Origin of the sequence: Pedobacter sp. GR22-6, from assembly GCF_037402555.1 — a bacterium.
In the GTDB taxonomy this organism is placed as follows: domain Bacteria; phylum Bacteroidota; class Bacteroidia; order Sphingobacteriales; family Sphingobacteriaceae; genus Pedobacter.
In genome coordinates this window covers 765,038-778,158 of sequence record NZ_JBBEUC010000002.1, presented here as the reverse complement: position 1 = coordinate 778,158, position 13,121 = coordinate 765,038, and the positions used below count along the sequence as shown (strand labels likewise).

The window sequence follows — 13,121 nt, the reverse complement described above, 5'->3', positions numbered from 1 at the left end:
TTAAAGGATCTCCTTTTCTATCAGGTATTGGTTACGCTCCGGCGCGTTTCTGGTCACCAATTCTGCCACAAAACCAGTCAGGAAGAGTTGTGAACCTACAACAATGGCAACCAACGCAATATAAAACAGTGGTTGATCGGTAATGTCACGGTATTTCACGTTCATCGAGATCTCATAAAGTTTCACCGCGATCAGCCAGATCGTGATGAAAGTACCTATCAAAAAGCTCAGCACTCCCATAGAACCAAAAAAGTGCATAGGGCGTTTACCGAACTTACCCACAAAGAAAATCGACAATAAATCCAGAAAACCATTGATAAAACGGCTCAGACCGAATTTAGTCACGCCATATTTCCGCGCCCGGTGTTCTACCACCTGTTCACCGATTTTTTTAAATCCTGCCCATTTGGCAATCACCGGAATATAACGGTGCATCTCCCCATAAACTTCTATGGTCTTGATTACATCCTTACGGTAAGCTTTCAGTCCACAATTAAAGTCATTAAGCTGAATACCAGACATTTTTCGCGTTGCTGCATTGAACAATTTGGTAGGAATGGTCTTGGAAATGGGATCGTAACGTTTTTTCTTCCAACCGGAGATCAGATCCAACTGCTCTTCTTTCAACCTGCGGTAAAGTTCAGGAATCTCATCAGGACTGTCCTGCAGATCCGCATCCATCGTAATGATGACCTCTCCCTCTGCTGCTTCGAAAGCCACATTCAGTGCTGCTGACTTACCGTAATTCCTTCTGAATTTAATCGCTTTCACAGCGGGAAACTCGATTTTTAAAGCTTCAATTACCGCCCAGGAATTGTCAGTACTCCCATCGTCTATGAACAATACTTCATAAGAGAAATTGTGCTCCCGCATCACTTTCGCAATCCAGGCGGTCAATTCCGGTAAAGATTCATCTTCGTTATATAATGGGATTACTACAGAAATATCCATGTGTGCCTACGACGCTTAAAAAACAATTGCAAACTTATATTTATTTTATTTTATATTTAAACAATTAACGATAAATCTCTATGAAACACCTCATCAGACATTCCCTGCTACTTTGCTGCTTTTTATATACTACCGGCAACCTCTGCGCACAGAAGATCAACTTTCCGAAAGGAAAGAAGTTCTACTACCAGACCAGTTACCAGGACAAACTGTTTAAACAGGACAAGCAGTATACCTACAGCATCGAGTCCATGGGTAAAGATCCAAATGGGAATACCGTAATGGAGTGCAAAATCGTCAAAACACTGATCAGAAATGACGGAAATACATTACTTAACACGGATTCTATCAGGAATACAAAGTTCAATTCTACAGAAGTGCTCTTCCCACTTGCATTGCAAAATAAGCCTATAAAGCTAATCATTAGTCCAAAGGGGAAAATCCTCAGTATGGACGGTGTCATGCAGCCGCTTAGTGCTGCGCTGGATCAATGGGATCTGAATACCGATATCAAGAGCAACATCTTAAAAGATGGCCAGAATAATTTTATGGAAACCCTGCAGCGTCTCTTTTTCCAATATCCTGATAAGGATATCAACAAAGTTACCGAATGGGAGAATAAAGATTTGGGTATGAAATACAAACTGACTACCGACAAAGGAAAACAGCGAATCATCAGTTCTGAAAAAAACAGTGCACAGGACATGTACGTTAAAAACCGATACGCATTAGATCCCGCTACCGGACTGATACAAACCGGGGCAGAGCAATATAATTTCATTTCTAAATCAGTGGACGGGAACGGTGATACCATCCGTAATCAAGGGGAAGTACTGTTTACTCAAAAAATCATCAATCCACCTACACCGCCAAAAGCCGATCCTGACTGGGTAAACATGGCCACACGTCTGAGTTATTGGAGCAATGCCCTCAAATTGGATCCCAAATCTGATACACTGAAATTACTACAGACCATCGCCAACTACGGCACATCTTTCCCTGATGATCCTTATTACCTTGTGGCGAAACTAAATAAGATTCAGGAAAGCCGCAATCGGAACAATTACAAGCTATACTACGATGCACTGATGGCTACACCAAATAAAGTTTTACGTGGTCAGGATAGCCACCTGCACAATAAACTTGGAGAAGCATTGAGTAAAGAGGGTGCTGCCAGCGCCATGGACGTCAGTAAGTATGTATACGATAAGGAATCATTCAGCAGCTGGCTGCAACAAAGCTTCGCACAAAATTATATTTATGAACACGAATTCGATGAGCGGGCGAAAATTGAAAAGGCAAGCGATGAATTGATTGAACTCTTTGCTGCTGAAAAAAAACCGGTATATCAGGAGAAAGTCGGGGCAATGTATCTTTGGGTAAAGGCAAAAAAGGAAAAGCAAAATGCGGAACTACAGCTCAGCACCGCTAAGAAAATCATCGGCCTGAATGATCGCCAGATGCTGGAAGGCAATGGCGGCCGTTATGCGCTTTTGATTTACAGCCAACTCCTGCAGTTAGACCAATCAAAAGAAGCTACAGCCTTGCTCGATACCACCATCAGCAAGTTGATCCGCTACAGCAGTGATGAAAAGAATAGAACGCGCTATGAAAATCAAAATATACTTGCACATGCTTACTACCTGAAATATTTGTCGGCGCTAAAACAAGATTCGGCCAATGCCATCATCTTTCTCAGCAAAGCAGCAGCGTACTCCCCTAAAAACAATAGGGAAAAAGCATACGGCAGTTTCTACGACCGGGTTTTCCTAAAGTCAAAAGAGAGTTACCGTCAGGATTATATCGACAGATTGATGAACTCCGGCGATGAGCAACAGGCGCTTAAAATGATTGCTGTAGACATCAATGCCCATCCGGAAAATCTTCCGGAAATGCAAAAAACCTATACCACCCGATTCCCGGACAAAGATTTCAAATCCTTTTTTATTCATGACATTGTTGGTTCCTGGAGCAAAGCCCCGGATTTCAAGCTAAAAAATATTGACGGAAAAGAGCATTCCCTGATCGACTTTAAAGGTAAATGGCTGGTACTCGATTTCTGGGGAACATGGTGTGGCCCCTGTAAAGAGGAACTGCCATCAGTCAACAAGTTCTATACAGAACTGGCTTCTGGTCAGCACGGTGACATCAACTTCCTCAGCATTGCCTGCCATGACCAGGAAGGAAAAGTAAAATCTTTTATCGCGCAAAACAACTATACAATGCCTGTTGCCATGTCCGACGATAAGGTGGAGCGTGATTACCGGATCACTGGCTATCCCTCCAAAATTCTGGTATCACCTGATGGTAAAATGCTCAACGTGCAGTTCGGAAAAGACTGGAAAGCAATTCTAAAAGAACTGAATACCATTTATGCCGCCAATTGAAGCGGCGGATAATTGCCTGTCCCCGGCAAATAGAAAAACATCATGTGACAAATAATCGTTATGTGGGGAAAGAATCGCGAGAAAAAGTATTTTGCATCCTGATTCCCTAAACTAACGACAGACCATGATCCGTACCCTGATTATCGAAGACGAACCCGCAGTACGCAAAGAAATAGAATTCCTGGTCAGCCAGGAGGAAGAACTCAACTTTTTAGGTGCAGCGGCCAGTGTCAAAGATGCCCTGGTACTCATCCGGGCCACCAATCCCGAACTCGTTCTCATGGACATCCAGCTCACTGACGGCACCGCCTTCGATATCCTGGAGCAATTGAACGAAATCAAATTCAAGATCATCTTCATAACCGCTTACAATCACTTTGCCATCAAGGCCATCAAATATGGCTCATTGGATTACCTGCTAAAACCACTTGATGAAAATGAACTGAAACAAGCGGTTGAAAAGATGGTATTGCAAAGGACTGATCTGGCCCTTCAGGATCAAAAACTGCAGTTCATTCGCAGCAACCACCAGCCCAGCGAACGGACAATGGAAAGCCGCATTGTACTGACCACCCAGGAGTCGCTTCAGGTCATCCAGCTCAAAGACATTGTTTATTGTCAGAGTGAAGGCGGATACACCTGGTTCTTCCTGGCCAATGGCGATAAGATCCTCATTTCTAAACCACTCAAATTCTATGACGAGCTGCTTCCTGAAGATTGCTTCCTGAGGCCGCACCAATCCTACCTGGTCAACATCATGTATGTAGACAAATATTTGAAAGTTGGCGACCTTATCCTGAAGGACAAAACGGAAATCCCGGTATCCACGCGTAGAAAAGACCATATCGTTCAGCGCATCATGACCATCAACTAATGAAAAGACTTTTTTATTGCCTGCTGATCCTTGTCTTTTTCGGCTGCCACGAAAGTGAACCTTCTCATCCCATCAAAAATTCCACGAAAGAACTCATGTTCGGTTTACAACATGATGCAGATGAACAAAAGAAAAATCCGGACCCTAATGCACGACTGGAATTCTGGTACAAAAAACTTAAAAAAAACAGGTACCACCGCGATTCTGTGCTGAGTTCCAAGATTCACTACAACATCGCCGGTGCCTTTTATAGCCTCAATGAGGTCGATTCCCTAAAAAAACACATGCAAATCGCCTGGGAACTCATGGAAAACCAGCGCAACTTCCAGGAACATAAAGTACTGCTCTATTCCGGACTGGGCAATGCCGCTCATGCCGAGCAAAAGATCCACCAGGAAAATTATTACTACAATCAGGCCGCACAAATGCTCCTGGCTGATACTTCCCTGCAAGTGACGCCAAAGCAAAAAATGATCATCTTTCTTGCTGCAGGCCAATCCTGTGAACAACTCAAGCTGACCGATAATGCACTGACGATGAACCGCAAGGCCATGGAGCTCCTGCCGTTGCTCCCAGACGATGTCAATGCCAAATTCAGGGTCTACAGCCAGACCGCAAATTGCTATTATCAGCTGGTGGACAACACCGATTCGCTTTTTAAATACATCAATAAAATGGTCGATGTCTACCGCACCGAACCGGACATTTCTAAAGAACGCTTCATTGCCGACCGGAAATCTACTTATTTCGAGCGCATCGGAAATGTTGATTCTGCCATTTATTACCATAGAAAGGGACTCGCCATAGACCTTGCAGAAGAACAGGAGAAAGGAGCCTCAGCATCTTCCGTCAGGACAGGCAATTTATACACCAACTACGCAAACATTGCCGGAGCTTTCCTCAGGGCCAATCGCATCGACAGTGCCGAACACTACCTGCTTGAAAGTGAAAAACTGGCCGAAAAATATCCTGGCAAGGCCGATGAAAAAGACATCATCACTTATCGGCAGAACATGCTGGATTATTTATTTGCTACTAAGCAATATGGGAGGGCGCAACGGCAACAGGAACTCCTGATCGACGAATACCGAAAATTGTATGAGGCTGAAAATGCACGTGCCATCGCCGAAATGTCTACCGTCTACCAGTTGATCGCCAAAGACAAATCCATTCATCACCTCAATGAAACCGTGGGCATTACCATCGATAGATTAGAAAGCAACCGCTTATGGTTACTCATCAGCACACTGGCAGCCCTATTGTCGATCAGTACTGTACTCTTTTTGTATTATTTTCAGAAACAACGCAAACTCCGCAACGAAAAAGAAAAGGCACAATTGGAACAGCGCCTGCTGCGCACGCAAATGGAGCCCCATTTCATCTTCAACACGCTTTCGGCACTACAAAGTTTCGTCCGCTTTGATGAAAAAGAGAAAACACTGAAATACCTAAACCAGTTTGGCCGGCTGCTCCGGAGCAGCCTGGAACTTTCCAGGGAAAGTCAGGTACCGCTAAGTGAAGAGATCGAAACCCTGGAGAATTACCTGAGCTTGCAGCAGATGCGTTATGATGAAGCTTTTAGTTATGCGATTGAGGTCGACGATAATGAAGACATTGAAAGCATATACATCCCTCCCATGCTCATCCAGCCCTTCGTAGAAAATGCAATCATGCATGGGTTTGACCAAAACAAACGGGACGGCAAACTCCATATCCGTTTCGACATCCAGGATCAGGTGCTGCTCGTAAACATTCAGGACAACGGCAGAGGGATCAGCAGCAAACAAACAGATTCGGGACACAAGTCGCTATCCACCGCCATCAGTAAAGAGCGTCTGGATATTTTAGCCAAAGAAAGCGAACAGCCGGCAGGATTTACCATCAGCAGTACCCCACAGGGCACACTCGTCATCATCACCATCCCTTTTAAATAAAAATAGCCTCATACTTCAGCATGGGGCTATTTTCTTTTGTCCGGCATACGCCTTATGTTTTGCCTGCCCTCCGCGGATCACCCGCTCACAGGACTTTTTTTCTCTTTTATATTACCATAACAATTTACGCATAATGAAGTTTCATACCTAACAATATTTATAAACAATTTAACATTTTTCCACCCTTTCCAAAAAACGCATTTTTCATTTCTTCGCAGAAAACAGCATTTACAACATACATTTTCAACCTTTCGTCGCAATTAACATTTGTTAACACTCTATTTTCTAAAATTCACCTCGTCAAACACAATCAAGAGGATAATTATTAAATAAACCACAAGCGATGAAATTTTCTACAAAAGCCCTGTTAATACTCTCCCTGATCCCATTTCTTTCCTGTAAAAAGACGGACACTTCCGATACGCAGCTCGCCTACCTGAGCATCGTGAATGCTTCTCCGACCATCGGCACCTATTACGTTTATGTCAATGGTAGCCTGGTCACCGCCGCTGCGCTCCCTTTCGGAGGCACCACCGCGTATGCGGAATACCTAGCGGGCGACTATCCCATTAAATTGACACCCGAAAGCAGTATTGAAAACCTCATGAGCAAAACCCTAAGCCTGAGCGGCAATACCATTTACTCCTACTTCATCATCGATCAGCAAGAAAATCTGGATGGACTGCTCGTTACCGACAACCTGTCGGTAACTTCTACTGAAAAGGCTTACATCCGCTTCATCAACCTCTCAGCTGATGCGCCAAGCCTCGACCTCGCAGCTGCTGAGGCAGAAAATCTGATCAGCGGCAAAGCTTACAAAACGGCAAGCGATTTCATTGCCGTCGACCCCAAGGCCTATATTTTCCAGATCAGGGACTCCAGCAACGCTACCATTAAGACGACTATGGAAAGCAACACCCTGGTTGCCGGAAAGTATTATACCATTCTTGCACGTGGCCTGCTAAACCCCGGCGAGACCGACAGGGCTTTTAGCGGACAGCTCATCACCAATTTATAAGCCACAGCTATGAAAAGATTGTTATTTCTAATGGGCTTTACTGCGTTCATCGCAGCCAGTGCTTCTGCCCAGAGCAAACTCAGCACCACAGCCAGCATCAGCGGCTTCTATAGCATGTCCATGACTGAAATGCTGGATACCCTGGCCACCAAATCCCAGCTCAGGATCGTCTATGATGCAGCAATGATCAAGGATTATATGGTCACTGACAGATACATGGAAGAACCGGTAAAAGATGTGCTTGCCCAGATTTGCCGCGACAATAACCTCTACTACTGGCTGGACCCCGACCAGAGCATCTACATCATCCGAAAACCTGCTGATGTGACCCGCATCAAAAAAATGGTTGCCGAAAATAAAGCAACAGTGGCACAGGACCGCAGCAAATTGGCCCTGGTCCGCAAAGACACCATGACCGAAGGACGGAAACCTATGGTAATGCAAGCTTTTAAACTGTCAGGGAGGGTGATCGACCACAATACGGGCGAATCCCTACCCGCTGCTATGGTACGTGTGCGCAACACAAATATCGTCACCAATACCAATGCCGACGGTTATTTCACCTTACTTAATGTGCCTGCAGATACTTGTGTGCTGCTCATCAATTACCTGGGTTACCAGGCGGATGTTTTTGCACTGAACGGAGCCAACATCAAAAGCGAGATCCTTATCCGTCTGTTCTCCGCTTCCAAATCCCTGAATGAAGTGGTCATTCGTGATAAAAAGAAAGACAATGCCATGAGTACCGACAAAAGACGCGTCAGTGTGCTGCAGATCTCCCCTGCCAAGCTGGAGGAACTGCCCAACATCGGTGAAAAAGACATCCTCCGCTCCTTCCAGCTGATGCCCGGCATCAGTGCCAGCAATGAATCCTCTTCCGGTGCTTATGTGCGTGGTGGCACCCCTGATCAGAACCTGGTACTCTTTGACGGTTTTACGGTTTACCAGGTAGACCACCTATATGGTTTCTTCAGCGCCTTCAACAGCAATGCCGTGAAAGACGTGACTTTATATAAAGGTGGCTTCTCTGCCAAATATGGCGGCAGGCTTTCCAGTGTTACGGATATCGTCGGCAAGGAAGGCAACAGCAAGGAGACGAGCATTGCCAGCGACCTCAGTCTCTTAAGCGCGAATGTGTTCCTGGAAAAACCGATCAATGACAAATCGACCCTCTTACTCGCCTACCGGCATTCTTATCAGGGCCCGTTATATAACAAAATCTTCAATAAATTCAATACAAGTACAACCATTTCAACCGGCTCGGGGGCACGCATGGGCGGTGGACCTCCGGGGGGCGGTGGCGGAGGGTTTGGCGGCGGTGCTGCAACAGCTACCACGCCTTCCTCTTCGTTCTATGACCTCAATGCAAAATATACCTACGCGCCCGACGATAAGAACCGCTTCTCCTGGAGTATTTATCAGGGCAATGACAACCTGGACAACAGTCGTGATGTGACCTTGCCTTCGGGCATTTCTGGGGGTGGTGGCATCAGTTCTACCGACAAAACCACCTATGGCAATCTGGGTTCCAGTTTCAAATGGTCGAGCCGCTGGAACTCCAGGTTGTATTCCAACACCCTGCTGAGCTATTCAACCTACCATAGTGACCGCGACAACAGCAATGAGATCACGGTAAAGGACAGCGAAGGCAATGACCAGACTGTCTCCACAGGTACATTCGAAAAGAACAACCTGAAAGATTTTAGTTTAAAATCCGACTGGGAACTCCAGTTGGCAGGTAAAGTAAAACTGCTCTTCGGTGGCTTTGGCTCCAGGCAAAATGTAGCCTACGAAAACAGCCTGACAGATACCGGCACACTCATCAATCAAAATACCAAAGCCTTTACCGGTGGCGGCTATGCCGAGCTGGAGCTTAGCCCTTTCAATGCCCTTCAATTGAAACCCAGCATCCGCAGTACCTATTACGACCTGACCGGTAAACAATATTATGAACCGCGCTTTTCAGCTACCTATACCCTTACAGACAACCTGACTTTAAAAGGAGCTACCGGCAAGTTCTATCAGTTTACCAACAGGGTCATCAAGGAAGACATCCTGGCGGGAAGCCGCGATTTCTGGGTGCTTTCCAATGGAAGTACCATTCCCGTCAGTTCTGCATTGCACTACATTGCTGGCATCAGCTACGAAACCAACAGATTTCTATTCGATGTAGAAGCTTATTACAAAAAACTCTACAACCTGAGCGAGTATTCCCAGCGCCAGACCGGAAGAAGACCCGGCTCGGAAGGCACGCTGGAGGAGCATTTCTACAATGGCAATGGTTATACAAAAGGGATAGAGTTCCTGATGCAAAAAACCCAGGGCAGGTATACCGGATGGATCAGCTATACTTTATCAGAAGCCACCAACAATTTCGAGGTGTATGGCGGAGCATTTGCTGCCAATCAGGATACCGGACATGAATTTAAACTGGTCAACGTGTACCACACCGGAAGATGGACACTATCGGCCACCTGGATCTATGCAACAGGTAAGCCCTACACCGCACCGCTGACCAGTTATACCGTCAACGATTATACCGGCCGAAGCCATACCTTCCTAACGATCAGCGCCAAAAACTCGGAACGCATGCCGGCCTACCATCGCCTGGATGCAGCAGCGACTTATGACCTGATCAAGATCGACAGCCGCAAGACCGGCAGCATCGGATTCTCCCTGTTCAACATCTACAACAGATCCAACGTCTGGTATAAACAATATTCAATCGTCAACAACCAGGTAATTACCTCCAATGTCAATTATCTGGGTTTCACCCCCAACATTACACTCAGCCTGAAATGGAAATAAAGACCCACAAACCCCGCCTGCTCTTCCTTACCCTGCTGATCACTATCGGCCTCTTCGCCTGTAAAAAAGAAATCGTCTCCACCAACGGTTACGAACGTCCTGTCGTGGAAGGATTTCTCGTCCCCGGAAAGTCAGTATTGGTCAAGGTCTACTACCAAAAATACCTGGACGATACCATTTCTTACGGTTTCCCCATCACCGGCTTGAAACTGAATATTTCTGACGGGGGTAAAACCATCGAGCTGACAGAAAGCAGCAGCGGGAGCTACACCTATGCAGACACCAATTTCGTGGCGCCGAATAAGAGCTATGCGCTAAGTTTCGATTACAACAATACGACGGTCAGCTCCAAAACGACCGTCCCCTCCAAACCTGAAAACTTCGTTGCTTCAGATTCCCTTCAGCAGGTTCCTGTCTTCAGTTTTGGCAGTACCCCCGAAACATTTGTTCCTGTAACGCTCAGCTGGACCAACACCAGTTCTGGCTACTACCTGATGGTGATCAAGAACATGGAAACCAGCAGGACAAGTTTGAACCCACGAAACAGCTCTTCTTACCGGGATACCGAACTTACGCTAGGGCAGGTATCCAGCTATCAGACGCGGCAGATGATGTTCAATTACCTGGGCCGCCACCAGCTCATCCTTTTTCATATCAATAAGGAATATGTAGATGCGCTGAACAACAATGGCGGCAGTTCTTTGAACCTGACCGATCCCTACACTAATGTGAACAATGGCCTGGGCATTTTTACCGCCATGCAGGCCGACACGCTCCAGATGCGGGTGTACCAATAGATTTATTTACATTTGATCAACATGAGAAAAACGAAATACTGGAAAATATTGGGCCTTCTCGCCCCATTACTGATCGGTTTGCCGCTGCTTACCCTCCCCTTTTTTAACCGGGGGGGCAACTTGCCGGCGGAAATCCGGCTGGAAATGCTCAGGGGCTCCATCTTTTCCAATATCTTGCTCATCCTCATATTTTACCTGCATACCTACCTGATCTATCCCCTGAGGGAAAAAAAGAATGGGATGCTCATTTACATCGGATTACTGCTCAGCTGTCTGGCCGTATTTATGCTGGCCAGCAACCTGCTCATGCCCGACATGCCCCGGTTCCACCCTAAAGATTTCCCTCGTCCACCGGATATGGGCAGAGGAGGCAGAGGCCCCGGATTTCTGCACATTCCTTTTCTGGGTATGCTGCCCTTCTTGTTCGTGATCCTCGCAAGTTTCAGTTACCGTTTATATACAGATAAAGTACAGCGTGACAAGCTCATAAAGGAACGCGAGAACATCCACCTGAAAACAGAACTGGAATTTCTCTCCTCACAGATCAGCCCGCATTTCATGTTCAATATCCTGAATACACTGGTCTCTATGGCACGCAAAAAATCCGAACTGCTGGAGCCTTCGCTCATTAACCTTTCCCAACTGATGCGCTATATGCTGTACGATACCAATGGCGGACAGATCAGTCTTTCTGACGAGATCGACTACCTCAGGAATTACATCAACCTGCAGTTGCTCCGCTTCGGAGACAGTGTAAAGATCGTTCTCTTCTTTAACGGATCTTTTCCAGGCAATACCATTGCGCCTATGCTGCTGATCCCCTTTGTAGAGAATGCTTTCAAACATGGCATTGGCACACTGGAAGATCCTGTGATCGATATTTCAATAGAAGTCACACCAGAAAAAGTACTCAAAATGAAAGTCCTGAACGGCATCTCCAGTCCAGCAAACTCGGCCGTGAGGGATTCAGGCATCGGCCTGACCAATGTACGACGCCGCCTGGAACTGCTTTACCCTTCCCGGCACCAACTGCACATTGAAGAAAAAGATGGTACTTTTACTGCTCAACTGGAAATCAACCTACAGCCATGAAATGTATATTGGTAGATGACGAAAAACCGGCGCTGGAACTGCTGGAAGACAATGTTAGGCAAATCCCTTACCTTCATGTAGTGGCTACCTGCCGGAATCCCATGCAGGTGCTGGAAGTACTTCAAAAAGAACAGGTAGACCTGTTGTTCCTAGACATACAGATGCCCGGGATCAATGGACTGGAGCTCATCCGATCCCTGAAAAACCCACCAATGGTGATCCTTGTGACGGCCTATCAGGAACATGCATTGGATGGCTTTAATCTGGATGTGGTCGATTACCTTGTCAAGCCTGTCCCCTTTCCCCGCTTTCTGAAGGCTGTCCAAAAAGCGCAGGAACTGCATCAAATTCGTCAGCCCCAAAACAAACCCGCAATACAAGAACACGATCATGTCTTTGTCAATGCCAACTATTCTCTGGTGAAAGTCATGCTGCAGGACATCACCTTCATTGAAGGACTCAAGGATTACGTAAAGATCAACCTCAGCGAAGCTGCTCCGGTAATCACTAGAATGGGCTTGAAAGCGATCGAAGAAAGGTTCAGCACAGACAAGTTTATGCGCATCCACAAATCCTACATCATCGCACTCGACAAGATAGAATCGGTGCAAAAGACACAACTGATCGTAGCAGGTGTAGAAATCCCCATTGGAGATGGCTACCGACCTGCCTTACAAGCCTATATCAGCGGCAGAAATTTATAATGAAAAGCCTATTCGTATAGTGGCTGCTCTTTTTTTACGATTGCTGCACTGATCAGACTGATGATCAAACCCAGAAACGTATAGTTGATCGCAAAACCAAAACAGATCATCGGCAACATATATGGTTTCATCATTTCCACGCCTTTGATTTTGTTTTCATCATCACCTGCTGCCTGCACAGCGGCTTCCGTCATTTTCTCCAATGCTCCGGTATCCAATACCTTATAATACAAAAGCATCAGGATCGCAATCAGCAGTCCGGCATAAACAGACAGCCTGAATCCAGCTGAAAAAGCCTTACCGAAACTGATGAAGCCACCAAGTTCATTTCTGAAAGTAAGTTGTACATAAGCAATTGCCAAAATAAAAGGTACATAAGTGGCCACCGAGCTGATAACCTTCTCTGCTATACTCATGTTCACATCATTCTGATCCAATCCGATCAGCTTGAAAATATAGATCAATACGAGAAAATAGACAGCGTAGGCAGCCGCGCCTTTAACGGCCAATGAATGTGCGCTGTTTTTTACAGGCAGGACTTCTTTTTCTTCCATGG

General features: G+C 46.0%; 10 protein-coding genes. 8 read left to right on the top strand and 2 right to left on the bottom strand.

The window, feature by feature from the left end; translation table 11 throughout:
- Positions 1-951 (bottom strand): glycosyltransferase family 2 protein, encoded by a 951-nt coding sequence (locus WAE59_RS10885; RefSeq protein ID WP_337855988.1) that lies wholly within the window; start codon positions 949-951, stop codon positions 1-3.
- A gap of 80 nt (positions 952-1,031) precedes the next feature.
- Between WAE59_RS10885 and WAE59_RS10880 the strand changes: the two genes are divergently transcribed.
- From WAE59_RS10880 to WAE59_RS10845, 8 genes are all read left to right on the top strand, one after another.
- The gene (locus WAE59_RS10880) at positions 1,032-3,338 is read left to right on the top strand and encodes a redoxin domain-containing protein (RefSeq protein WP_337855987.1); all 2,307 of its coding nucleotides are present in this window, start codon (positions 1,032-1,034) and stop codon (positions 3,336-3,338) included.
- A gap of 124 nt (positions 3,339-3,462) precedes the next feature.
- Positions 3,463-4,212, top strand: coding sequence for a LytR/AlgR family response regulator transcription factor (locus WAE59_RS10875; RefSeq protein ID WP_337855986.1), 750 nt, complete (start codon positions 3,463-3,465; stop codon positions 4,210-4,212).
- Positions 4,212-6,146: a histidine kinase gene (locus tag WAE59_RS10870; RefSeq protein ID WP_337855985.1), complete on the top strand. Its 1,935-nt coding sequence runs from the start codon at positions 4,212-4,214 to the stop codon at positions 6,144-6,146. The genes WAE59_RS10875 and WAE59_RS10870 overlap by 1 nt, the downstream gene beginning before the upstream one ends.
- A 343-nt stretch (positions 6,147-6,489) precedes the next feature.
- Positions 6,490-7,164, top strand: a complete 675-nt coding sequence (locus tag WAE59_RS10865) for a DUF4397 domain-containing protein (RefSeq protein WP_337855984.1) — start codon at positions 6,490-6,492, stop codon at positions 7,162-7,164.
- 9 nt (positions 7,165-7,173) lie between these two features.
- Positions 7,174-9,972, top strand: coding sequence for a TonB-dependent receptor (locus tag WAE59_RS10860; RefSeq protein ID WP_337855983.1), 2,799 nt, complete (start codon positions 7,174-7,176; stop codon positions 9,970-9,972).
- Positions 9,963-10,769, top strand: a complete 807-nt coding sequence (locus WAE59_RS10855) for a DUF4249 family protein (protein WP_337855982.1) — start codon at positions 9,963-9,965, stop codon at positions 10,767-10,769. Before WAE59_RS10860 ends, WAE59_RS10855 begins: the two co-directional genes overlap by 10 nt.
- A gap of 21 nt (positions 10,770-10,790) precedes the next feature.
- Complete coding sequence (locus tag WAE59_RS10850; protein WP_337855981.1) at positions 10,791-11,861, top strand: sensor histidine kinase; 1,071 nt, start codon at positions 10,791-10,793, stop codon at positions 11,859-11,861.
- Entirely contained in the window at positions 11,858-12,565 is a 708-nt protein-coding gene (locus WAE59_RS10845; protein ID WP_337855980.1) for a LytR/AlgR family response regulator transcription factor, read from the top strand. Before WAE59_RS10850 ends, WAE59_RS10845 begins: the two co-directional genes overlap by 4 nt.
- A gap of 8 nt (positions 12,566-12,573) precedes the next feature.
- On the opposite strand, the gene WAE59_RS10840 is transcribed toward WAE59_RS10845, so the two are convergent.
- Positions 12,574-13,119 carry a DUF4199 domain-containing protein gene (locus WAE59_RS10840; protein ID WP_337855979.1) on the bottom strand — a complete coding sequence of 182 codons (546 nt, stop codon included), beginning with the start codon at positions 13,117-13,119 and terminating at the stop codon, positions 12,574-12,576.
- Positions 13,120-13,121: the final 2 nt, after the last annotated feature.

Coding starts and splice junctions, on each gene's coding strand:
- WAE59_RS10840 (WP_337855979.1), bottom strand. CDS start 13,119: ATGGAAGAAAAAGAAGTCCTGCCTGTAAAAAACAGCGCACATTCATTG.
- WAE59_RS10870 (WP_337855985.1), top strand. CDS start 4,212: ATGAAAAGACTTTTTTATTGCCTGCTGATCCTTGTCTTTTTCGGCTGC.
- WAE59_RS10855 (WP_337855982.1), top strand. CDS start 9,963: ATGGAAATAAAGACCCACAAACCCCGCCTGCTCTTCCTTACCCTGCTG.
- WAE59_RS10860 (WP_337855983.1), top strand. CDS start 7,174: ATGAAAAGATTGTTATTTCTAATGGGCTTTACTGCGTTCATCGCAGCC.
- WAE59_RS10865 (WP_337855984.1), top strand. CDS start 6,490: ATGAAATTTTCTACAAAAGCCCTGTTAATACTCTCCCTGATCCCATTT.
- WAE59_RS10850 (WP_337855981.1), top strand. CDS start 10,791: ATGAGAAAAACGAAATACTGGAAAATATTGGGCCTTCTCGCCCCATTA.
- WAE59_RS10885 (WP_337855988.1), bottom strand. CDS start 951: ATGGATATTTCTGTAGTAATCCCATTATATAACGAAGATGAATCTTTA.
- WAE59_RS10875 (WP_337855986.1), top strand. CDS start 3,463: ATGATCCGTACCCTGATTATCGAAGACGAACCCGCAGTACGCAAAGAA.
- WAE59_RS10845 (WP_337855980.1), top strand. CDS start 11,858: ATGAAATGTATATTGGTAGATGACGAAAAACCGGCGCTGGAACTGCTG.
- WAE59_RS10880 (WP_337855987.1), top strand. CDS start 1,032: ATGAAACACCTCATCAGACATTCCCTGCTACTTTGCTGCTTTTTATAT.